This window comes from Fibrella forsythiae, assembly GCF_017353175.1.
Lineage (GTDB): Bacteria > Bacteroidota > Bacteroidia > Cytophagales > Spirosomataceae > Fibrella > Fibrella forsythiae.
In genome coordinates this window covers 231,004-254,118 of the sequence record NZ_JAFMYW010000008.1, presented here as the reverse complement: position 1 = coordinate 254,118, position 23,115 = coordinate 231,004, and the positions used below count along the sequence as shown (strand labels likewise).

Below are 23,115 nucleotides of genomic sequence, written 5' to 3'. Positions count from 1 at the left end.
ATCAAATTTCTTAAATCCGCGTACTAAAAAATTATTCGAATAGGCCCGATGACAGGTAGCGGTCGCCTCGGTCGCAGATGATGCAGACAATGACGGCTCCGTCGGCTTGTCCGGCTGCTTCCAGTTCCTTGATGAGGCGGAGGGCGGCATGCACACCACCACCGCTGCTCATGCCCGCGAAAACCCCTTCTACACGGGCAAGCTCGCGGGTCATCTGGGTGGCCTGGTCCTGCGAGACCTCCATTGTCCGGTCAACGCGTTTCGGGTCGAAAATCTTGGGCAGGTACTCCGTTGGCCACTTCCGAATGCCGGGAATCGATGAGCCGTCGGTAGGCTGGCAGCCAATGATCTGCACGTTTTCGTTCTGCTCTTTCAGGAAACGCGATGTACCCATGATGGTGCCTGTGGTGCCCATTGAGGCCACGAAATGCGTGATCTTACCATCCGTATCACGCCAGATTTCGGGGCCGGTGGTGCGGTAATGAGCCAGATAGTTGTCCGGGTTGGCAAACTGGTTTACCAGCAGGAATTCGCCCGTTGCCGCTTTGGCTTCCACGTAGTCGCGCCCGGCCTCGATGGTCTCGGTCAGCGTCACTTTAGCACCGAAAGCTTCCATGGTCTGCACCCGCTCTTTGGTTGAATTGGCTGGTAAGGCCAGCTCGATCTCGATGCCAAACAGGCGGGCAATCATGGCCAGGGCAATACCGGTATTTCCGCTGGTGGCTTCGATCAGCTTCATGCCTGGTTGCCACTCGCCCCGGTCAATGAAGCCACGAATCATGCTATAGGCGGCGCGGTCTTTCACGCTGCCACCAGGATTATTGCCTTCGAGCTTGCCGTACAGTTTTACGTTGCTGTTGGTATTCAGTCGGTTAAGTTCAACTAAAGGCGTATTGCCAACCAATTCCAGAAGAGTTGCCATGATCAGTTATCAATTATCAATGATCAGGTATCAATGAGTAGCCATGAAAGAAGGCCGTTGCCAGGATTTGCCTGGGTACGTTGCCGGGCAGTGCTGTTCATTGATACTTGTTCATTGCTAACTGCTAACTGTTCGCGGTTAATTCCCGGCCAGCGAAGACTATATGAAAACCAGCCCTGATTGCGTTACAGGGTTCAGATATGACACACTATTTTGTAGACACCTTTGAAACAATCTATCTACATCCTGATAGCCATGTATCTGCTCGCAGGTACGTCGGTAACAGCCCGGTCGCTCCCCGATAGCCTGCCCCTAACCGATACGATTGGTATTCACTCGCAGCGGGTATTTCTTGCAACCGATTATTATTACTCGTATCATGCCGCCACGCGGTTGACAGGGCTGCAGTTGACGCCGCTGTTGCGTCAGCCCGCCGATTCGGCAGCCAGTCGCCTCCTGTCTCGTGCCCGCCGCCGGTCCAGGCTGCCGTTTCCCCTTTTCGTAGGCAGCTACGGACTGATGTTAGGGGCTGTTCGGGCCAATCCGCTGCAACATCCCGAGCTGTCAGGTACGTTGCTGCTAGGGAGTGTAGCGGCGCTAACTACCGGATTTGTTGCCGGTTTTTCTGCCTCGGCTACCATGCATAGGGCTGTTCAACGGCATAATTTGCTGATAACGGCCAACGACGCAGCTTACGTGAAACCCCGGCCGACACTTGGAGAGCCAGCCCTTACCGCAACTGATACACTCAGCGTTAAACCGCAGTTACTGGCCACCCGGTACACCTACCGGGGCATTCAGCTTGCGCCCGAACTGCAACTCCGGTCAGCGATGCAGTCGTTCAACGATCCATTCATTACAGAAGGGCTACGTCAAAACCGGATCGTACGGGGTGTCGCGGGTTTAATCGGCGCCGTTTCGGGTGGTTTCCTGAGTTACTATTACCTGACCCGCTTTTCCACACAGGCCGCCGGGCGCCGGGTTGGGCCAGCCAATCTGCTGGTTTATTACGCCTTCACCGGTGTAGCTGTATCATTTACCCTGCACCGCGTTGCTGACAAGACCACCCGGCAGGTAGCAGCGCGATACAACCGGCACTTAGTAATGAACAACGAGTAATGCATCATTGGTAATCGTTCATCACTTCCCTACTTCTTCCCACCAGTGGCTGTTGGGTAGGGGTTGCTTAAGCATTACTGGCTCGCCGATGCGGGGCGTGGTCAAGGCAAACGAATCGGCGGGGGTGATGGCCGCCGTTAGTTGCCGGATGGGTTCGCGCCAGGGGTGAAGTGCCAGGGCAAATTTGGCCCAGTGAACGGGTAGCAGCACCTTCGTATGCAGGTCGCGGGCGGCCTGCGCCACCTCGGTCGGGAACATGTGAATAGAGGGCCAGTCGCGACCATATTGTCCACATTCGAGCATAGCCAGATCGAACGGGCCGTACTGATCACCGATCGATTTGAAATGCGGCCCATAACCCGAATCGCCCCCCAGGAAGATGCGTTGGTTGTTCAGATCCAGCACGTAGGCGCTCCAGAGCGAACCACCGCGCCTGATACCGCGGCCCGAGAAGTGGCGGGCGGGTACGGCCGTGAGCGAGAATCCTTCGCTGATGGTCACATTTTCGCTCCAGTCGAGTTCGGTGATGCGGGTGGGGTCGTAGCCCCAGCGTTCGAGGTGAGCGCCTACTCCCAGCGGAACCACCACGCGCGTGACCTTGTCGCGCAGGGCCACCACCGTTTGATAATCGAGGTGGTCATAATGGTCGTGGCTCAAGACCAGCACGTCGATCCTGGGCATGTTGGCGGCGGTGTATACATTGGTACCAGGAAACGCTTTACCGAAAATAGACACCGGCGAGGCGTACCCACTCAGCACCGGATCGATCAACAGCGTAATGTTCTCCGACTTGATCAGGTATGATGAGTGCCCAAACCACACCACCGACGTACCTGAGCCCGACAACGTGTTGAGGTTGGTCTGCACAGAGGGTATCTGGTAGGCCGGTTCCACATCGGCGGGTTTCCGAAGGTTATCCAGCATCAACTGCACGTACGACGCACCCCGCCGCATTACGTCGGTGGGTTCAACGTTTTGAAACGCTCCATCTCGGTAGTTCTTCGACAGTTTAACACGGGCCAGCCGGTCACCAGACGAATCGGCACCGAACGGTGCCGTTTGCATAAACCCCCAAACCCCGGCGGCTAGAATAAAAAGAGCGATAACGAAATAGATCAGCATTTTCTTCAGGCGTTTCATAGCCACGAAGGTAACTGGTTGGCTGGTGGATTGGTGGAGTGGTTGGCTGGTTGATCGGTTGAGTGGTTGGCTGGTTGAGTGGTTGGCTGGTTAATTGGTTAGTAAGTAAGCTATCAACCAGTCCACGAATTAACCAGTCAACCAGCCAACCAATTAACCAGTCAACAAATCCACCAGCCGACCGATCAACCAATCAACCAGTGTCCCTTCACTGATTTTTGCGTAGATTTGTTATTGCCCGGTTTGCTCATCTGTTATCGCTGATAATCAAAATATTCTATTGGAATAATTAACTTTTACCGAATATGTCACACGTCATCAACCGTCGTAGCTGGCTTCGCTCAGCTGGATTAGTCACCGCCGGGCTCGGCTTTAGCCGCTGGCAGGAAGCGAAAGCCGAATTTATTCCTGAATCGGTTGTCGCCGAGCAGCGCCTGTTCGGCGAATTTGCCCAGTTGAACAGCCTTCCGCCCGATACGATGCCCGCTCTGAAAGCGCGGTTGTTTGCCAACGAAAACCCGTATGGCATTTCTACCAGCGCCAAAGAAGCCCTGAACAAAGCAACGGCGATTGGCAATCGCTATGCCTGGATGGAGTTTGCGCAGTTGAAAACGATGATTGCGCAGGCTGAAGGCGTGACGGCGAAAAATATTCTGATTACGCCCGGTTCATCCGACGTGCTGATGGCCGGTGCTGCCTACTATTCGCAGAAAGGCCCGATTCTGACTTGCCGCCCCACCTACGACGATCTGCTGGAACGGGCCACCGCCATGAAAGGGCAGATTCTGACCGTGCCTGCTACGGCCGGCCTGAGCTACGATCTGGCCGCCCTGAAAGCAAAAGCGCTCAGCACGCCAGGCCTGTCGATGGTCTACATTGTGAACCCAAACAACCCAACGGGAACCATCGTGCCTCCCGCCGAACTGGCCCAGTTTTGCCGCGACGTAGCACCGACCGTACCCGTTTTTATCGACGAAGCGTATATCGATTTCCTCGAACCCGCCGACCGGCCTATGCTGGGCAAGCTGATCGCCGACGGACTCGACGTCATTCTGGCCCGCACGTTCTCGAAAATCCACGGTTTTGCGGGTCTGCGCCTTGGGTACGTAATGGCCCAGCCTAAAACGCTGCAGTTGCTGAAGCCATTTACCAATGGCGAATTTGCCGTCAGCATTACCACATTGATGGGCGGCATTGCCAGCTACCAGGATCAGGCCTGGCAAACGTATTGCCGTACTGAGAATACCAAAGCGCGCGATTATACCATGAAAGCGCTGAAAGGCCTTGGCTACGAGCCCATCCCGTCATACGCCAACTTCATTCTGTTCCCGATCAAGATGAAGACCAAAGCGTTTGAAGGGCAGATGTTTGGGCAGGGCGTAGGCATCCAAACCCGCGAGATCGACCGGCAACCGTACTGCCGCGTCAGCATCGGCACGCAGGCCGAAATGGAAACCTTTATCGATGCCTTTAAAAAAGTGGTAGGATAAAAGGGAGGAATGGAGGAAGGAGAAAAGGGAGAAGGGAGCTTTGCTGATGTTCAACCGGTAAGCTGAGCAACAGGTAGTCTTCCTTTTCCCCTTCCTCCGTTCTTCCTTTTCTCCTTTCTCCATTTACTATGACCAGACGTGACTTCATCAATTCAACATCAGCTAGTTATGCGTCGTTGCTGGCGTGGGGGCTGCTAGCACCGGCACCGGCTGAGGCATTTAATTTACCCGCCAACGGAGCCATTACCGACTCGAAAACAGGGCAGGTGGCGGGGAGGAAAGTGGTTATTCTCGGCGCTGGTCTGGCTGGGCTGGCCACCGCCTGGGAACTGGGTAAACTGGGCTATGACTGCACTATTCTGGAAGCCAGGAATCGATCTGGCGGCCGTGTGTGGACTGTTCGGGGAGGCACGGCCGAAACCGAAATAGACGGAACACCCCAGACGTGCCGGTTCGACGATGGCTACTATTTCAACGGCGGTGCCGCCCGCATTCCACACCACCACCAGCTTACTTTGCAGTACTGCCGTGAACTAGGCGTGCCGCTGGAGATCTTCAATGGCAATAACGAAGCCGCCTATCTCTTCAATGATGGCGGAACCGGGCCTTTCGCCAACCGTCGGATTCGCATCAAGGAATACCATAACGACATGCGCGGTTACACGGCCGAACTGCTCGCTAAATCGCTCGACCAGGGGGCGCTGGATCAGCAACTGACCAAAGAAGACATTGAGAAACTGGTCGATTTTCTGAAAAATGAAGGCGACCTCAACACGGCCCATCTGTATAAAGGTACCAACCGGCGCGGCTATAAAAGCGAGCCAGGTGCCGGCACGTCGACGGGTATGGTGAATGACCCGTATGGCCTGACCGACATACTGCGATCTGGTTTTATGCAGCCTGTTTTCTACAACGTAGGCGATTACATCTACGAGCAACAAACCACGCTATTGCAGCCCGTTGGCGGTATGGATGCTATTCCGAAGGCATTTGAAAAGAAACTGGCCGGAAAAATCCAGTTCAACTCGCCGGTAACCGAGCTTCGTAAAACGGAGAGCGGCGTACGGGTGGTGTACCGGAAAAATGGCCAGCCCACCGAGCTACAGGCCGAATTCTGTGTGTGTACATTGCCGCTGCCGGTGCTGAAAAATATTCAGTCTGACCTCTCGGGCCCGGTGCAGCGGGCGGCTGATTTTGTACCGTACATCAAAACGGGTAAGATCGGGCTGCAATTCAAGCGGCGGTTCTGGGAAGAGGAAGATGGTATCTACGGTGGCATCTCGCGGACCAATCAGGATATCAACCAGATCTGGTATCCATCGTTTGGTTTCCAGAAGCCGAAGGGCGTGCTGATTGGCTACTACAATTTTTACAGCCGCGCCGAAGTGGTAGGGGCAATGCCCATAGCCGACCGACAGAAAATAGCCCTGGAACAGGGTCGCAAGATTCATCCGCAATACGATACGGAGTTTGAAAACGCCTTTTCGCTGGCGTGGCACCGCATTCCGTATTCGGGCGGCGGCTGGGCTACGTATGATGACGCTACCCGACGCAAACAATACGCCGCCCTGCTCGAACCCGACGGACCGATCTACTTTGCCGGTGAACACACTACGTACCTGACTGCCTGGATGGCCGGCGCGCTCACGTCGGCCCGCCGCACGGTAACGGCCCTGCACGACCGGGTGGGGAAACTATAAAAAGTCCTCTGTCTTCCGTCCTCTGTTGCGCTGCTCTTCATCGGCAACGTACCTAGGCGAAGCAACAAAGGATACAAAAAATCAACCTGACTAAAACTAAGTTTATGAAACGCACACTTCCCTATTTCTTTTTCCTGGCTGCAGCCCTGATGACCAGCTTCTTTGCCCAGCGCGTTATGGCGCAGGCGGCCACCCCAGGCACGTTGACCGCCGAGCAGGCCACCGCGTTGAAGGCGCTGAAAATCAATAATCTGGAAAAGGATACCTACGTAAAGTCGGGTGGGTTTATTTTGGAACGCTACGAAGACCGGCCTGCCTATGTATTTAATTACAGCGACGGAATAAAGCGAAAGATCTACCTGTACAAAGTGTATTCGGCCGGCGACACGAAAGACCTGGGCCTGCTGGCTATCTACCAGAATGGAAAGACCAACGAATTAAAATCGTTTGTCATGCCCGGTGCCAGTGGTGAACCTAAAGCGTGGGACGCCTATCTGGACGATATGAAGTACATCGGCGAAAAAGAGCCGGGTCTGATGCCCGCACTGGCGTTTGTTCTAAGCCGGGAAATGGCCAACCTGATGAGTGGCGGTGCCGCTAAAACCGAAGAGGGCGGTGCCAAGAAAAAAGAAGAATATAACTTCTGTTTCGGTCCACAGTCGCTCGTGACCCTTGCTGATGGGACTCAGAAAGCCATTGTTGATGTTCGTGAAGGCGATCTGGTGATGAGCTATGAGGCCGCCACGAAGACCGTAGTGACTACCCGCGTTACGGGGCTGAATACTCATCCGATGGCCACTGAAATAACACTGGCAGGCATCTGGACCGTACCGACCAACGAACTAACGGCCAGTATGGCCTTACTGCCCTCGCCTGCGCAACTGCTCGAAGCCACCGCCAATCATCCTGTTCTGACGGACACTGGCCGAAAAACACTTGGCGACGTTGCTGTTGGTGATCTGGTTTACCGCTGCGAAAACGGTGTAACGTACCCGGCTCGGGTAATTCGTACAGGCAGCACTGGCCGTGCAACTACCGTCTATAGCCTCAGCACTGAAAAAGGTAACTACGTGGTGGCTGGTACGGTAGTGCTGGATAAATAGCAAATTTTGCTTCGCCGTCATTAAGCGGTCATTTAACGACGGCGAAGCAAACCGACGTTTATCAGCTCGCCTTGATGGTCAGCGTTGTGCCGCTGAGAACGGTGGTGTAGGACTTGATTCCTTTGCTGCCTTCGCTGTTCAGCCCGACGCCGTTGTTATCGTAGCGGGCCCCATGTTCGGTACAATAGAATTCAGATGTGCGGTAGGTGATTTTTCGTTCGCCTTCGTGGCTGCAAATGAGCGTTACGGCGGCATATGCACCTGTATTTGTCCGGGCTACCACCACATTCTGGCTGGTCAGCACAACGTACCCGCCGTTTGTTTTAAGCGCCGCGTTGCTGGTAGCGGTCAGGTCAAGTACGATGTCGCTGGCTAGTGGGGCCACGGTCGTATCAGCCTTGGAGCAGGACCCCAGGCAGGCTGTGGCAAGCAGGGCGGCGCTACTGAAACCGAGCTGTTTCAGAAAAGCATTGCGGTTGATCAGATCAGTCTTGGTCATGACAAGTTGGTTAGCTGGCAGTTCCGTTTCTACAAGAGTACGCGCCAGTGGCCGGTATCGTTGCGGAACGAAAGGGCTGAACTAATCCGGCTTTAAGCTGAACGCGCCTGCTTTTGGCTAACTTGCGGCTTCGTCTGCCTCCTGCTTTTCCATGATCTGGACCCGTATTTCACTCTTCATCCTCGCTAATCGGCGGCTGTTACTGACCTTTATTCTGCTGGCAACCGTCTTTATGGGCTTTCAGGCTGCCCGGGTAAAACTCTCCTACGAGTTTGCCAAAATTCTGCCCACAACCGACCCGGATTATGCTACCTACGAAGCCTTCAAAGCCCGGTTTGGCGAAGATGGCAATGTGATGGTAATTGGTGCCGAAACCGATTCGATGTATCAGCTCGCTTATTTCCGCGACTGGCAGGCGCTCAACAAACAGATCAAGCAGATCGACGGGATCCGTGATGTGGTTTCGAACGCAGGGCTGTATACGATCACGCTTAACGACAGTACCGACAAGTTCTCGTTCCGGCCGCTGATCGACAAACCCATCCAGAGTCAGGCGCAGACCGATAGCCTGAAATCCGCCATTGGCCGACTACCGTTTTATCAGGGATTAGTTACGGCTCAATCTGGCGATTCATCGGGCCGGGATCACCTGATGGCGGTTTCCTTCGACCAGAAAAAGCTGAACACGCGGGGGCGTATTGCTACTGTGCGGGAAGTAGAGAAACTGGTCGATGCATTCGGGAAACAGCACAACACGGTGATGCACCTGTCGGGGCTACCCTACATCAGAACCGAGTTTACGGCAAAGGTGAGCAACGAAATGACCCTGTTCATTGGCCTGGCCTTTGCCGTTACCGCGCTGATTCTGCTATTTTTCTTTCGGTCGTTCTCGGTGGTGGGTATTGCCATGGCGGTTGTGATGGTGGGCGTGATCTGGGCAGTGGGCTACATCGTGCTGTTTGGCTACACCATCACCATTCTGTCGGGCCTGATTCCGCCGCTGATTATCGTGATTGGCGTGCCTAATGCCATTTTCCTGCTCAATCGGTATCACGACGAGCTGAACAAAGGCAACCGTACCAGACAGGAGGCGCTGGCGGTGGCAACAGCCAAAGTGGGGGAGACCACCTTCTTCGCCAACGTGACCACCTCCATCGGTTTCTTTGTTTTCTACTTTACCAACAGCCCGTTGCTGCTCGAATTTGGCCTGGTGGCGTCGTTGGGGATCATGAGTACCTACGCCACCTCGCTGATCCTGATCCCGATCGTGTTCAGCTACATGCCTGTGCCATCGGAAAAACAGCGGGGACACCTTGAGAGCCCCATCCTGAACCGGTTTCTGACCTGGGTCGATACGCTGGTGCATACACGCCGGGCGGCTATCTACACGTTCGTTGGCATCTGCGCTATAGCCGGGGTTGTCGGTATGAGCCTGATAAAAGCTGTTGGGTACGTTGTGGATGACCTGCCGAAGAACGACCCGATCTACACTGACCTGAAATATTTCGAGAAAGCCTATCATGGCGTGTTACCATTCGAGGTTAGCATTGATGCAGGGCGACCGGGGCGGGTGCTGACGCCACAGACGCTGACCAAAATCCGGTTGTTACAACGCGAGTTTGCCCAGCATCCTGAGTTTGCCCGGCCATTGTCGGTGGTGGAAGCGGTGAAGTTCTTTTATCAGGGCTACCGGGGTGGCGAACCTCGCTACTACATCTTGCCGCCCGCGCTGGAAATGGCTAAGCTACAGCGCTATACGGGTCAGATGGGTAGCGGCACCTCGCGAAAAGGGTCGGTAAGCCTGGCTGCCTACGTCGATTCGACCCGGCAGTTTACGCGGGTCAGCTTCCAGGTGGCCGACGTAGGCACGGCCCGTCTCCGCGAATTAATCGATATGCTGCAACCCCGCGCCGATTCGATCTTCAACTTCGACCGCGAATCAGGTACGTTCGTTCCGGCCGCCGACAGGTACGTTGTTAAGCTGACGGGCAACAGCGTGGTGTTTACGCGGGGGAACGAATACCTGCTCCGTAACCTGGCCGAGAGCACCCTGCTGGCCATTTTTCTGGTATCGATCATCCTGATCATTCTCCTGCGCGATGTTCGGTTGAGCCTGATTGCCATTCTGCCCAGCGTGGTGCCCTTACTGGTTACGGCGGGTCTGATGGGTTACTTCGGCATCAACCTGAAACCCTCCACCATCCTGATCTTCAGTATCGCCTTCGGCCTGTCGTCTGATGGGACCATCTATTTCGTGACCAAATACCGCGACGAACTGCGGCATGGCGCAGGCGTGGCCGAGGCTGTTTCGCGCACCATCCGGCAAACGGGTATCAGTATGGTTTATACGGCGTTTATTCTCTTCGCCAGTTTCGCCATCTTCACCGCGTCAACGTTTCAGGGCACGGTATCGCTGGGTATTCTGGTGTCTATTACCCTGCTGATGGGGATGACCTCTAACCTGGTACTGCTCCCTGCATTTCTGATGACTGTCTACGAACGCCGCAAAAAGAAAGTGGCGGTTTGAACAGAGACTAACGTACCTGGAGCGGAGTAAGAATGGTTTCTCCCGCCCAAAATGTGGTGTCGGTTTCGTTGAACAACTGCATGGGGAGCTTCCTGAAGTCGGCCTGCTCGGCGGCGCTGAACGGCTTGATAGTAGCCGGTTCCCGGTGGGTAACGGCGAAATCGATCTGCCCCTCGTAGCGGGTGCCGGATGCGACCTGACGAACGGCGGTGCTTATACTGCCGCTCTGCAACGACCAGCGGTTCTGCCAGCTGGTATACGTCGCCACATATGTTCGCTGAAGCATTTCTGTTTTATAAACCTGCGCATACCCACTCTTATTCAGCACCGATAAGCCTTTGGGCGTAAGCGAATACTCGGCCCGAACGATTGCCAGCTTCCCGGCAGTAACGAACAGGCGCCCGGTAAAATAGGCGGTGAGAATAGACGTGCTTCGTGGGGCGAAACTGATGATATGAACTGGTTGTCCATCCAGCGTGGCTTCACCCGTCTGATTAAAAACGTAGTCTGTATTGACCCGACCGTTTCTGAACAGAAACTCCTGGTACTTCACAACGTCGAGCATGGTGCTAACCCACGGCCCCGGCGAAAGCACGGGGATCGTCAGCCTGGTTAGCGGCTTTCGTCGGCCTTTCACAAACCGGATCTGATCGTCCTGCTTCACGAAATAATACGACGGTTTGTAGACGTCGACTAGCCCCTCGGCGTATAGGGCGTAGGTTTCGCTCTGTTCGGGCTTGATCGTTTCCCGGTAAAAACCGCGCAGCAGCGTAGGTACGTCTGAATAGTTTCGGGCTATGCGGGCTACTGCTTTCAGAATGGTATCTCGGGCACTGAAGGGTCGGCTCAGACTGAAATAGGCATCTGTTTCCAACCGTTGCGGCCGACTGGCAACGGAATCTAACTGGATAGCTACGACAGCTGCTGGCCAGCCTGCCAGCGGCAGCCGTACCGAACGGAAATTGACGGCGGTCACCAACAGCGTATCGTGCTGAAGGCTGGCAGGCAGACGAATCTGGAAATAACCATCGGCGTTGGTAGCGCTACCCAACGCACCATCAGCCACAGATAATGTAACACCCGATAAAGGGCGCCCGGTAGCTGTATGAACAACCCGAGCCTGAACCGACTGGCCAGGTTGCGCCCCTACCGTTGCCTGAAGCAGCAGGAAAGCTAGCAGAAGCCCGCAAAACCGGCAGGTCATGGATGCGTTCATGGCATGGCACCGTACCGTCGGGGTAAGGTGAGCTGAATTTTTGTTCCCGTTTCGGGGCCGCTTTCTACGGATATACGGCCGCCAAGCAGATCGCATAAGCGCTTGACAATTAAGAGACCAATTCCCTCGCCAGCATTCGCCGATGTATGCGTCAGCTGCCCATTGGTAGCCCGTTCGTAGTCCGGTTTAGTTCCGTCTTCGGCCGTCAGCATGGCGATCAGCTCCGTTGGGAGGCCTGGTCCTGTATCCCGAATAGTTAGCTGCCAGGTTGTACCTTGTTCGTGCTGCTCCCAGATCACATCTACACCGCCTGTTTGGGTGTACTTCAGGGCGTTTAGAGTAAGATTCTGAGCAATTCGACTGAATTTTACGACATCCCCCTTAACCTCGAGCATACTTGGCCCATTGCCATGCAAAAACAGGTTTTTTTCGGTAGCCATGGGCTGTAACCCGACAATCAGCTCCTGTAGTGCCGAGGAGGCATCAAACGTACCCTCGTGAAATTGCTCCTGACCAGCTTCCAACCGCGAATAGTCCAGAAGTTGCGTGAGCATCTGGGTTACCTGTCGCAGGTTGCGCTGAAGCATAGACAGCATTTCGGCGCGTTCTTCCTCGTTATCCATTTGGTTGAGTAACGAGGCTGCTCCCTCAATGACACCAAAGCTACCGCGCAGGTCATGGGTGGTGGCGCGCAGGAATTCACCCCGTTGCCGAATGTGCTCACGCATGTCTTCCAGCGATTGCAGTATCTCGTCTGACCGTTCCATTTCCTTTAGCCAGGATACTTTCTGCTGCTCAGCCTGTTTTAACGACGTGATATCGAGGCCGGTCACCACTACACCGTCGTCGTTCTTGCTCAGCGACAACGCCAGCCAGCTATCGTTTCCGTTCCGCGTGTCGTGGTGTTCTTCGTAAAGCGTTTCTCCGGTAGCCAGTACCTGCAGAATGGTATCAAGTGTATCTCCTAACCAAAACATGTCGCTAAGATCGGAAACTGACGTTCCAACGAGCGAGGCTGACGAGTTACCAGCCAGTTCGGCAAATCGTTGATTGCAAGCAGACAAGGTAAAGTCAACAACGTTGTTCTGCTCATCGCGGCGGGCCTTCAACAGCCCGATTGAGGCGGTCGAGCTATCAAGTACCGCCTGTAGGCTATCGACTGTCTGACGTACCTGGGCTTCGGCGTTTTTTCGGTCGGTAATGTTGAGTACGGTAACAACCAGGCCATTGGCGTCTATCTGTCGGGTAATATAAAACGCATAGTAGCCTGGGTCGGGCCAGCCAAGGTCACGTTCTTCGTAGGCTGGCTTGCCGCTGCTGAGCACGGACAGGTACCGGTCGAACAACCCGTTGTCTTTGGCTTCGGGGCTGGTTTCGAGTAGGGTACGGTTAATGATATCGCCTGCCGTTTGCCCGGCCAGAGTCAGTGCCGATTCGTTGAAAACAGACGTGCTGAAGTCAATGGCTTCCCCTTCAGAGTTGCGAATCACGTCGAGCATCGTGATGCTGGCGGGGATGCCGTTGATAACGCTCTGCAGCCGGTCGGCGGTCTGTTGTAGTTCCCGGTTGGTCTGTTCAAGTTTGGCATTGGCCTCGGCCCATTGCCGGGTACGTTGCTGCACCCGTAGATCCAGCTCCTGGTTCAGCTTCTGCAGATGCACTTCCAGGCTGGTGCCAATAAAGCCAACAAAGGTGCCATCGGGGCTATACTGTGGCCGCGCATTGGTTTGCATCCAGCGGTATTCACCATCCTGGCGCTGCATACGGATCTCGGTGCTGAACGGTAGCCGACGCAGAAAATGGGTTGCGTAGATCGAGAGGAAATTGTCGTAATCGTCGGGGTGAATGTTTGTGGCCATCGACTGGCCAATGATGGTGTCGGCCCGGCAACCGGTAAAATCGAGCCAGGCCCGGTTGACGAAGCTGAAGGTTGCATCAACGGTCGACACCCAAACCAGTGTTGGGGCGTTATCCATTAACTCGCGGAACCAGGCCTGCCGTTCTTCGAGCAGCTTCTGTGCCCGGCGGTGGTCGGTGATGTCTTCAATGGCCAGCAGAATGGCTTCCTGCCGCTGGTGTTGCACCACCTTGCGGGCATTGAGCCGCATCACTTTCTGGCCTATCTCCGGAAATGTATGCGTTACTTCATACGAATGAATGTTGGCATTTTGCAGAATCACACTTTCCAGCAGGATTCGTAACTGAGGAATATCCCACTGCCGGTTACCCAGTTCGTAGAGCAACTTACCCTCTGTGTCTATCTGACGTACCTGAAAAATGTTATAGAACGCCTTGTTGGCCGATTTAACGCTCAGGTTTCGGTCGAGCACTATGGTTGCTTCAGAAATGGTATCGAAAATGGCTTCAGCATAGCCATACGCTTCTGTTAGCTGATCGTTCCGTACCTGTAATTCCTGATTGATCGTCAACAGCTCTTCATTGGTCGACTCAATTTCTTCCTTGCTGGTTTCGAGCTCTTCGTTAATACTCTGCAACTCCTCGTTGTTACTAACAATCTCCTCATTGGCCGACTGCAACTCTTCATTCGACGCTTCTTTCTCCTCAATGATCGAGTGCATGTCTTCGCGCAGGAGGGTCAGTTCATCTTCCAGTTGCCTGACACGGGCATTGCGTAACCCCTCGCCACCGGTGTCGGGCGTTAAAACGACCTGTTTCTCAGTAAACAGCACCAGAAATAGCCGGGCTTCACCCTCCCCCGACAGCGGCACGGCTTCAATGGCAATCTGATACGGTTTATCATTCACCGTAAGTGTCAGCCCATCTTTCCGTACTGCCTGCCCCGACTTCTGGGCTTTATGAACGGCATTGCGAAGCTCAAACGCCAGCGGTGAGCGGGCCATTTTAAGCAGGTTCAGGCTGGCTTTGCCCGGGGCAGGTTCAAGAAAAAGGCCGGTAGATCCTCGAAACTGAAGAATCTCCAGATCCTGATCCACCACCACCGAAGCAGGTACGTAGTGGTTCAACAGCAGGTTATCAACAACCTTGTTCAGGTCATTACCACCCGATTTCGGTGCGTAACCTTTCTTTTCCATATCGTCTATCTGTTCCGATTGAAGTCGGTAAGCACTAATTCGGTCGCTGCTTCGATCAATTGCCGTACGGCCGAAGGGCGCGTTACTGCCTTCGTTTCGCCGATTGTATACCCGGTAGTTTTTTTCAACGGCGGTGAACAGGGTCGGGGCGGCACTTACCGTTTCTGATTTGCCCAGTAGGAGGAATCCATTGGGTTTCAGCGCGTAATGGAAAATAGAAAATGCTTTGCGTTGTAAACCGTTGTCTAGATAAATCAGCAAATTTCGGCAACTGATAAGGTCGAGCCGGGAAAAAGGGGGGTCTTTAAAAAGGTTGTGTGGGGCAAAAACGCACAAATCCCGGATACTCTTATGAATACGGTACTGGTCATCCAGTTTTGTAAAGAACCGCTGCAGTCGTTTTGGTGATACATCCAGTACTTCGCTCTTCGTGTAAATGCCCTGCCTGGCCTTGTTTATGGCTGGTTCGCTGAGGTCAGTGGCGAAAATATGGATGGGTGGATTATGGGTGTCATCACCGATAATCTCAAGAAGCATAATGGCCAGCGAATAAGCTTCCTGGCCCGTTGAACAGGCTGGTATCCAGATGCGAAGTGGCTCGCGGGGCGGCATGTTCCTGATCAGTTCAGGCAACACCACCTTACCCATATACGACATGGCGTCGGTATCACGGAAAAAGGCCGTTACATTGATCAGCAGGTCATTATACAGCACGCTGGCTTCGGCCAGGTGTTGCTGCAAATAGAGGTTATACTCGGCCAGGGTATCTAGCTGATACAGCAGCATTCGCCGGATAATGCGCCGCCGGATGGTGGTTATCTTATACTGGCTAAAATCAACACCAACCGCTTTGCGCATGTACTGAATAATGGCCTGAAGGTCCTGGTCGTTGTTGAGCTCATCGGTTTCCGGAGCGTCATCATCCGGATCGGTTTTCAGTGGGTCATCTTCGTTGGCATCGGCGGCGTCGGTGGTTAATCTGAACACGTCGGTACGCTGGCTCAGGCGGGTCAGTTCGCTGGCCATGTCGCGGGGCGATAGGGTCAGGTCAACAACGCCTTCGGCAATGGCGGCTTTCGGCATGGCCTGAAAAAGAGCGCTGTCATCCTGGGCAATCGTGATGCCGCCTGCTGCCTTAACCGCCTTCAGGCCGAGGGTGCCATCGGTTGCCATACCCGACAGCAGAATGGCGATGCCCCCCGCTTGCTGGCGTTCCGACAGGGAAACAAAAAACCGGTCGATCGGCGTGTGTACGACCTGCTTGCGCGGCATCAGCAACAGCTTGCCATCCATGACCTCCATCTCCTGATTGGGCGGGATGAGATACACGTGGTTTGGCTCAATGGCCATCAGGTTGCCTGCTTTTTTCACGGGCATCGTTGTGGCTTTGCTCAGAATATCGATCAGCTGGCTTTCATGATGCGGGTCAAAGTGCTGAATATACACATAAGCAAATCCGGTGGTGGTGGGTAGAAGACCGAGCAATTCAGTGATAGCTTCCTGCCCGCCCGCCGGCCCGCCAATGGCAACGATTGGGGTGTGATCTGCTGGTACAGTTGAGTTTGCTGAAGGGGTGTCGGTTGGCATTTTAACGTACTATCAGGTGTTGGCCGCAGTTGGTCTGGGTGGCAGGCAGAACAGTGGATAACTATATGATAATCCTTCACTGGTCTACTGCCAAAAAATAGTTTAATGGTTGTCTACTCATCAGTGTCGGTAGACCAGCGCTTACCTGATACAAGTGTAATAAGACAAGACTAGTATTTGTATGTCGAAACATGATATAGTAGTTGTTGGCTCATCGGCTGGTGGCGTTTATGCCCTTCAGGAACTGATTGGTGGCTTACCCGCCGATTTTTCTGGTTCAATTTTTATCGTTCAGCATGTGTCTCCTTTTGCGCCAAGTATGTTGCCCGAGATATTGACCCGGTGTGGTAAACTGGAAGCCCGCCATCCCTATGATGGAGAGATTATCAGGCCGGGTCAGATCTACATTGCCCCGCCCGATCATCACCTGCTGGTTGAACGGGATAGCACCGAATGGCCGGCATCCGAAAATAATAATGTACCTGCTATCGGTCGGATTTTAGTTAGGAAAGGGCCCAAAGAGAACCGCTTTCGCCCGTCGATCGATGCACTTTTTCGCTCGGCGGCCTACAGTTACGGGGCGCACGTAATTGGTGTGGTGCTGACGGGCCTGCTCAATGACGGTACCTCCGGCATGTGGACCATCAAGCGATTGGGAGGAATAGGTATTGTACAGCGGCCCGACGATGCCATGTATGCCAGCATGCCCGAAAGCGTTCTGGAATATGTGGAAGTTGATCATGTGCTGCCACTTGCCGATATCGCGCCGTTACTAACTCAACTAACCAGGGAAACGGTGTCTGATACCGGAAGCCATCGCCACCACAACGTACCTGACCCAACTGCCGTGAATAATGAACTGAACCGGATAAAAACCGAGGTCGATGTAGCGGCGGCTACACAGGCAACTCCGTTCGATCAGGGCATTCTGTCGATGGGTACGTTAACGCCCCTTACCTGTCCGGAGTGTAGCGGGGTACTCGTCAGTTTTCAGGAAGGTCACCTGATTCGCTATCGCTGCCATACGGGCCATTCGTACACCGCCAGTACCTTGCTGGTAGACATAACCAAATCGATTGAAGAGACCATGTGGCAGTCGGTGCGGGGTTTGGAAGAAAGTGTGCTGCTGCTGAATCAGGCTGGAGCCCAGCTAGCCGAAGCAGGTATGACCGAAGCCGCCCACAAATACCGTATCCGATCTGAAGAGGCACTTCGGCGGGCCCATAGTATCCGCGATCTGATCTTTACCAACAAACAGATGGCGGTAGATGGTACTCTATCGGCCGTAGAAGGTGTCTGACGCTCCTCATTGGCGCAATACCGCCAGGCTGGCATTTTGGCCATATGTGAGGGTACCGGCTGTTCCAAACTGAAGGCGAAGAACAGTGGCCTGGCTATTTACGGGCAGAAGAACAGCGTGTTTTATGATGACATTGTCCTGGCTGGTTGGCAGGCGGTTTCCTTCCCAGGTGGCCGGGTCTGTCCAGAGGCCGGGTTTTACCGTTGTATATACCGTCTGAACCTGAAACACGTCCTGCACGCACCGTCGGCTGTCGCGCACGGTAAAGGTTTGGCTAACGCCAGCGGTGGCGGTTACTACCAGCGACCGGGCCGTGCTGATAACGGTATTGCTCTGGGGAGTGCTCCACTGGTAATCGCTGTTGAACGAAGCCGTCAACGTAACCGACTGCCCGGCCGATGCACTGATCAGCCGGGTACGTCCTGCGTTTTTCAGGATCGTAAACTGGTCGGTTACCGTGTATGATGCCGTTGGGCTTGTCTGTATAAAGCTGGCATTAAGGCGGTTGTCTTCCAGGTCGAAGTAAAACGAACCACCCGCCTGTTTCTGGGTGAAGGCCATCACCGCGTGGTTGCCCAGTGCTGCATTGCTGGCCAGTTGCCCCGCCGAACCAGACACCACGTAGATGGTTCCCTGTTTCCGTTTTTCGCTGGTTTTCAGGTAAGGGCACGACCCCGGCGAGCCATCATAACGCCCGGTGCTGGCGTCGGCAATGTATCTGTAGTTGGCAGGGTTGGCCGTAAACTCGCTCATGGGGCCATACTGGTCATGAATCGGAAACGATCGTTCATATACGTGGCTATGGCCCGAAATAACCAGATCAACGCCATTGCGCTCGAAAATGGGATTCAGCCGTTGCCGAATGGCGGTCAGGTCGCCCTCGGTTTCAGAGTTGTGCGATCCCTGCGTGTAGGGCGGGAAATGCAGGTAAACGATCCGCCAGGGTTGGTTGGTGGCCGCCAGATCCTGCTTAAGCCAGGTGGCCTGCGGATGGTTCAGCGTATCGTCGTACACTTTTTTCTGCAAGCCGCCCACTGTTCGTGTGCCGTATCCATCGAGCATAACGAAATGAATGGGACCGTAATCAAACGAATACCACTCGCGGGTACCCGATGGCACGCCCCCGGCTTCGGCCTGTGTGGGGAGCGTGAATATGGAGAAGTACGGAATGGCGTGCGAGGCGGCCAGTGCCGCGCTGTTTGTGTAGTCGTGATTGCCAGGGATAGCATATAAAGTGCTGTTAGGCAGGAGGTTATCTTTATAATACTCAAAGAAGTGCGTTTGGTAGGCAGCATCGTCGCCATCATACGAATTATCGCCGATGAGGTTCCACAGGTCGGTAGGTACGTTGACCCGGAAGGCCAGGAACGCATCCCGAACGGCGATTTGGTTGGGCGTGGCCGAGCCGCAATCGCCAAAAGAAGCTACCCGGATTTTTCGGTTGGTCGTAAGCAACGGAAATGTCTGTAAATACAGGTCAGCTCCCTGCCGCAATACGCCGTTTGGGGTGCCAATCGTATAGCCGTACCGTTGGTCGGGTAGCAGGTTGGTCAACCGGATTTCGTGCTCGGTGGTGGTGGCCGTTTCACTGGCCGTACCCGTCAGTGCCGATGTGGCCAGGCCGTAGGTGACCTTCCCTACACAGGCAATGTCGGTTCGCCAGCGAATGGTCATCGCCGTTTGGCCGCCCAGCTGAAGGTACGGCCCGCGAGTTACGGAGATGGCTACTTCCCGAAACTCAAGATCAAATGTAATATCGGTGCTGTTCGGAGCCGCCTGGTGTATTTCTGCCGCCAGGCAATTTTGCCCCGCCTGAACAGCCGACGCGCTCACCGGTATCCAGGCCGACCAGTCGCTCTCGTCGGTTCCGCCAATGCCCGTTGTGGCCGGGGTACTATACGAGACCGGCCCCGCTGGCATGTTGGACGTAGCCAGTAAAGTGCCGTTCAGATACAGCAGCAGCCCATCATCGCGCTTGACACGTACCTGATAGCCACCGGCAGATAAGCTGTTAATGGTGAATGTTTTCCGGAAATAAGTTGTCGTGTGTTTGGCCGATGCATCTAGACCGAAACTGACCACCGTAGCTTCATCGCCATCCCCGTAACCCAGTTCTGATGGGCCTGCCGACCAGGATGCTGGCGATGTGTCATCGTAAGCCAGGTCTTTCCAGGTACGTACCTGACCCGCTACCGTCTGGCTTGTGGGTGTGCTGCCTTTATCGGCGTATCGCCATATTGCCCCGCTGGCTACAAGCGGCCCTTGCTGGGCGTGAGCCAGGGGTACAATAACGAGTAGCAAGAAGCTGATTAATAGATAGATTCGGGCACGGAACATGGCATATTGAGAATCAATAACTGACTGCAATATGGCCACTTTGCACCTAATCCAGCAAGACCAGCACGTCTTCTTTGGTCAATGACTTCATAAAGCCCTCTTCCGTAGTGACGAGTTCACTGGCCAGGCGCTGCTTGTTGCGTTGCAGGGCCAGGATCTTTTCTTCCACGCTGTCTTTCGTAATGAACTTATAGGTAAACACTGGTTTCTGCTGGCCAATGCGGTGTGCCCTGTCAACGGCCTGCGCTTCAATGGCGGGGTTCCACCAGGGGTCGAGCAGGAAAACGTAATCGGCGGCGGTGAGGTTGTGGCCCAGCCCGCCGGCTTTCAGCGAAATCAGAAAGAGTTGTACGGTTTCGTCGGTCTGAAAACGGGCCACCTGTTCCTGGCGGTCAGTGCTCAATCCGTCGAGGTAGGCGTAGGTAATGTTTTTCTCTTTCAGGTACTGTTTAATAACGGCCAGATGTTTAATGAACTGGCTGAAAATCAAAATCTTGTGGCCTTCGTTCAGGGCTATCTCGAGGCGCATGCGTACATCATCGAGCTTACCCGAATCGCCCTCGTAGCTGGCATCGACCAGGCGCGGGTGGTTCGCGATCTGACGGAGTTTGGTCAGGCCCTGCAGCACCACCATCTGCGATTTGGCGAGTCCGTCTTTCTCAATGTGGTCGAGGATCAGATTACGGTAATACGATTTTGCCTCTTCGTAGGTCGTCGCCTGTTCGGGCGTCATGTCGCAATACAGCACGGTTTCTACTTTCGCAGGCAGGTCGGTCGCTACCTGTTTTTTGTTCCGGCGAAGCATGAACGGCTTAATGAGGCCGTATAGTTTTTGCAGTTTCTGGTCGTCGCCCCGCTTCTCAATGGGAATCTGGTACGTGTTCCGGAAGAACGACTGGCTACCCAGCAACCCCGGATTGATGAAGGTCATCTGGGTCCAGAGGTCCATCGTGCTGTTTTCGAGCGGTGTGCCCGTCAGCAGCAGCCGATGCGCCGAGTTCAGCTGCATCACCGCCCGCGTAATGTGCGAATTCGGGTTCTTGATCGCCTGCGACTCATCCATGATCACGTAGTCGAACCGGTAATGTTTAAGCAGATCAATATCAATTCTGACAATTCCGTAGGAGGTCAAAATCAGGTCATAATCGTTGAATTGTGCCGTGTTTTTGTCGCGATACGTACCTGTATAGACCAGTATACGCAGATTGGGTGTGAATCGGCGGGCTTCCAACTCCCAGTTATAAATCAGCGATGTAGGCATCACCAGCAGGCTGGGGCATGGGGTGTCGCCGCTGGTTTCTTTGCGCCCCTGCAAGAGCGCCAGGGTCATCACGGTCTTGCCAAGGCCCATATCGTCGGCCAGGCAACCGCCGAAATGATAGTGCCGCAGGAAGTTCATCCAGTCGTAACCCGCTTTCTGGTAGGGGCGCAACGTACCTACAAAACCGGTTGGCATGGGTACCTCATCGATCCGCTCAAACTCACGAAGCCCTTCCAGCCGACGGCTAATAACCGTTTCGGCCAGCGATTCATTGTCAAGCTCCTGCACCAGGGCCAGGTGGTGTTTCTGCAGCACTAGTCGCTCAACCTGATCATCGCCACCGGGTTCGTCAGACGGGGGGTGTTCCATAAACCCAACCAACTCGGCGTATTTGGTAAACCAGGCTTCGGGGATAACCGCGATTTCGCCGTTAGGCAGGGTAAACTCCCGTTTTTTCGCCAGAATCAGTGACCGGAGGCGCAGAAACGGAATCTCAAAATCGCCAAATCGCACCTTTGCGTGAATGTCGAACCAGTCGCGGCTTTCGCGGATGGAAATATCCAGACTTGAATAGCCGAGGAAATACCGCCGCGAGTCACTCGCGTTCTGACGTACCTGAAAACCCGCTTCGTCGAGTGCGTTACGGTGATCGGTTAGCCAGGTAAAGGCTTGTGGTTTAGCCAGTTCCAGTCGTCCGTTTCGTAGGTCAAGACCCTGGTCGCGAAGCTGGATGAATCGTTGCCGCTCGGTTTTCAGATCGCGCCGTATGCGATGGAATACGTAATCGTCGCCCACTTTTTCCAGGCTGACGTTAAACGAATTGGCAAAGCTATTAAAGCGAAAAACGGCATCGCCGTATTGAAAGGACAGGTCGAGCACAACATCCGAGTGGCTGGTATCGTCTTCGTCAACCACCACCGTATCGCCAAACAGCGTTGGCGAGGCGGCCACCCGCTGCTGGCTGCTCGCCTGCTCAGAAAGGGTCAGCACCGGAACGGGCTCAAATGACGTGGAGCGAATCTCGAACCCCTTGGCAAACACATCGTATTGCGCAATCAGCGGCACAATGAACCGCTCGTAATACTGCGCTTCCATGCTCTTAGGAATCACGATGTGCTGCTTGTTCAGGAAAGGCCGCAGCTTTTTGCCATCGACATCGATGCCTGCCGACAGTTCGTTTTTCGATAGCTTGGCGAAGTGGTATAGTTTATTCTTGACCAGCAACCAGGCCGGGTCGTCGCACAGCAACATGGCGTTACGGTGCTGAAATTCAACTCGTTCGGTGGTTGGTGCGCCGGGCTGAGCCGTTTCTGTTTCCTGTTTCGTCAGCGGGTAGCGAATGATCGGGAAATAATGCGTGGCCTCTTCGTTGCGCACAAAATGAAAGTAGACCCGCGCTGGTTCCGGCATAAACGTAACCGCTTCGCCCACGGGGTCGCCGTCATTGGTCATCAGGAAAATAGGTTTCCCGGCCAGCAGGGGCAGAATCTGCGCTTTGGTACGCTGCACATAATCGGCAATGGCTTCCTGCATCACCTTGTCGCCTTTCTGCGGATCATACACTTTCAGAAAAAAATCGACCACCGACCATTTCTTGGTATTGAATCGCCGCAACAGTGTATCCTGACAGATGTAGTCGGTGAGCCGAACCAGCTCAAAATCGCGTTCATCGAGCCCTTCTGCAAATTCCCGGACATTCTGCGGCGACAGGCTTTGCGTTTGAAGCGTCAGTTCCCCTTTCGCATTCAACCGAACCACAAATGCCTCGATCAGGTAACCCAGGTATTCGTGTTCGAGCAGTGAGTAAACGACTTGGAATGGTTCTGACGGGGAAACTTTCATGAGAAAAAGAATGGTGTCT

Annotated in this window: 13 protein-coding genes; 6 read left to right on the top strand and 7 right to left on the bottom strand. The window is 54.3% G+C overall.

Going from position 1 to position 23,115, the window contains the following annotated elements:
• Positions 1-31 precede the first annotated feature (31 nt).
• Complete coding sequence (cysM, locus tag J2I46_RS24120; RefSeq protein WP_207331637.1) at positions 32-922, bottom strand: cysteine synthase CysM; 891 nt, start codon at positions 920-922, stop codon at positions 32-34.
• Between the two features lie 225 nt (positions 923-1,147).
• Here cysM and J2I46_RS24115 point away from each other — a divergent pair, with 225 nt between their 5' ends.
• The gene (locus J2I46_RS24115) at positions 1,148-2,041 is read left to right on the top strand and encodes a hypothetical protein (RefSeq protein ID WP_207331636.1); all 894 of its coding nucleotides are present in this window, start codon (positions 1,148-1,150) and stop codon (positions 2,039-2,041) included.
• A 21-nt stretch (positions 2,042-2,062) separates the two neighbouring features.
• Here the strand turns inward: J2I46_RS24115 and J2I46_RS24110 are convergent, their stop codons facing one another.
• Positions 2,063-3,181 (bottom strand): MBL fold metallo-hydrolase, encoded by a 1,119-nt coding sequence (locus J2I46_RS24110; RefSeq protein WP_207331635.1) that lies wholly within the window; start codon positions 3,179-3,181, stop codon positions 2,063-2,065.
• Between the two features lie 305 nt (positions 3,182-3,486).
• Between J2I46_RS24110 and J2I46_RS24100 the strand changes: the two genes are divergently transcribed.
• The 3 genes from J2I46_RS24100 (at position 3,487) to J2I46_RS24090 (ending at position 7,474) form a co-directional block, all read left to right on the top strand.
• Positions 3,487-4,671, top strand: coding sequence for a pyridoxal phosphate-dependent aminotransferase (locus tag J2I46_RS24100; RefSeq protein ID WP_207331633.1), 1,185 nt, complete (start codon positions 3,487-3,489; stop codon positions 4,669-4,671).
• A gap of 128 nt (positions 4,672-4,799) precedes the next feature.
• Positions 4,800-6,371: a flavin monoamine oxidase family protein gene (locus J2I46_RS24095; protein ID WP_207331632.1), complete on the top strand. Its 1,572-nt coding sequence runs from the start codon at positions 4,800-4,802 to the stop codon at positions 6,369-6,371.
• A 104-nt stretch (positions 6,372-6,475) separates the two neighbouring features.
• Positions 6,476-7,474: a Hint domain-containing protein gene (locus tag J2I46_RS24090; RefSeq protein WP_207331631.1), complete on the top strand. Its 999-nt coding sequence runs from the start codon at positions 6,476-6,478 to the stop codon at positions 7,472-7,474.
• A 61-nt stretch (positions 7,475-7,535) separates the two neighbouring features.
• Here J2I46_RS24090 and J2I46_RS24085 read toward each other — a convergent pair whose 3' ends face one another.
• The gene (locus J2I46_RS24085; RefSeq protein ID WP_207331630.1) at positions 7,536-7,973 is read right to left on the bottom strand and encodes a Rieske 2Fe-2S domain-containing protein; all 438 of its coding nucleotides are present in this window, start codon (positions 7,971-7,973) and stop codon (positions 7,536-7,538) included.
• 151 nt (positions 7,974-8,124) lie between these two features.
• Between J2I46_RS24085 and J2I46_RS24080 the strand changes: the two genes are divergently transcribed.
• Positions 8,125-10,500: an efflux RND transporter permease subunit gene (locus J2I46_RS24080; RefSeq protein WP_207331629.1), complete on the top strand. Its 2,376-nt coding sequence runs from the start codon at positions 8,125-8,127 to the stop codon at positions 10,498-10,500.
• 7 nt (positions 10,501-10,507) lie between these two features.
• On the opposite strand, the gene J2I46_RS24075 is transcribed toward J2I46_RS24080, so the two are convergent.
• Together J2I46_RS24075 and J2I46_RS24070 are read right to left on the bottom strand one after the other, a co-directional pair.
• Positions 10,508-11,716 carry a peptidase associated/transthyretin-like domain-containing protein gene (locus tag J2I46_RS24075; RefSeq protein WP_207331628.1) on the bottom strand — a complete coding sequence of 403 codons (1,209 nt, stop codon included), beginning with the start codon at positions 11,714-11,716 and terminating at the stop codon, positions 10,508-10,510.
• On the bottom strand, positions 11,713-16,356 hold the full coding sequence (locus J2I46_RS24070) for a CheR family methyltransferase (protein WP_207331627.1): 4,644 nt from the start codon (positions 16,354-16,356) through the stop codon (positions 11,713-11,715). Before J2I46_RS24070 ends, J2I46_RS24075 begins: the two co-directional genes overlap by 4 nt.
• Positions 16,357-16,537: 181 nt before the next feature.
• Here J2I46_RS24070 and J2I46_RS24065 point away from each other — a divergent pair, with 181 nt between their 5' ends.
• Positions 16,538-17,656, top strand: a complete 1,119-nt coding sequence (locus J2I46_RS24065) for a chemotaxis protein CheB (protein WP_207331626.1) — start codon at positions 16,538-16,540, stop codon at positions 17,654-17,656.
• A gap of 6 nt (positions 17,657-17,662) precedes the next feature.
• On the opposite strand, the gene J2I46_RS24060 is transcribed toward J2I46_RS24065, so the two are convergent.
• Both J2I46_RS24060 and J2I46_RS24055 read right to left on the bottom strand, forming a co-directional pair.
• A complete protein-coding gene (locus J2I46_RS24060; RefSeq protein ID WP_207331625.1) occupies positions 17,663-19,993 on the bottom strand; it encodes a purple acid phosphatase family protein in 2,331 nt (776 codons plus the stop codon).
• A 46-nt stretch (positions 19,994-20,039) separates the two neighbouring features.
• Entirely contained in the window at positions 20,040-23,096 is a 3,057-nt protein-coding gene (locus J2I46_RS24055; protein WP_207331624.1) for a DEAD/DEAH box helicase, read from the bottom strand.
• Positions 23,097-23,115: the final 19 nt, after the last annotated feature.

Excerpts from the sequence above, each read along its gene's own strand:
- cysM (WP_207331637.1), bottom strand. The coding sequence starts at position 922 with ATGGCAACTCTTCTGGAATTGGTTGGCAATACGCCTTTAGTTGAACTT.
- J2I46_RS24110 (WP_207331635.1), bottom strand. The coding sequence starts at position 3,181 with ATGAAACGCCTGAAGAAAATGCTGATCTATTTCGTTATCGCTCTTTTT.
- J2I46_RS24100 (WP_207331633.1), top strand. The coding sequence starts at position 3,487 with ATGTCACACGTCATCAACCGTCGTAGCTGGCTTCGCTCAGCTGGATTA.
- J2I46_RS24095 (WP_207331632.1), top strand. The coding sequence starts at position 4,800 with ATGACCAGACGTGACTTCATCAATTCAACATCAGCTAGTTATGCGTCG.
- J2I46_RS24090 (WP_207331631.1), top strand. The coding sequence starts at position 6,476 with ATGAAACGCACACTTCCCTATTTCTTTTTCCTGGCTGCAGCCCTGATG.
- J2I46_RS24085 (WP_207331630.1), bottom strand. The coding sequence starts at position 7,973 with ATGACCAAGACTGATCTGATCAACCGCAATGCTTTTCTGAAACAGCTC.
- J2I46_RS24080 (WP_207331629.1), top strand. The coding sequence starts at position 8,125 with ATGATCTGGACCCGTATTTCACTCTTCATCCTCGCTAATCGGCGGCTG.
- J2I46_RS24075 (WP_207331628.1), bottom strand. The coding sequence starts at position 11,716 with ATGAACGCATCCATGACCTGCCGGTTTTGCGGGCTTCTGCTAGCTTTC.
- J2I46_RS24070 (WP_207331627.1), bottom strand. The coding sequence starts at position 16,356 with ATGCCAACCGACACCCCTTCAGCAAACTCAACTGTACCAGCAGATCAC.
- J2I46_RS24065 (WP_207331626.1), top strand. The coding sequence starts at position 16,538 with ATGTCGAAACATGATATAGTAGTTGTTGGCTCATCGGCTGGTGGCGTT.
- J2I46_RS24060 (WP_207331625.1), bottom strand. The coding sequence starts at position 19,993 with ATGTTCCGTGCCCGAATCTATCTATTAATCAGCTTCTTGCTACTCGTT.
- J2I46_RS24055 (WP_207331624.1), bottom strand. The coding sequence starts at position 23,096 with ATGAAAGTTTCCCCGTCAGAACCATTCCAAGTCGTTTACTCACTGCTC.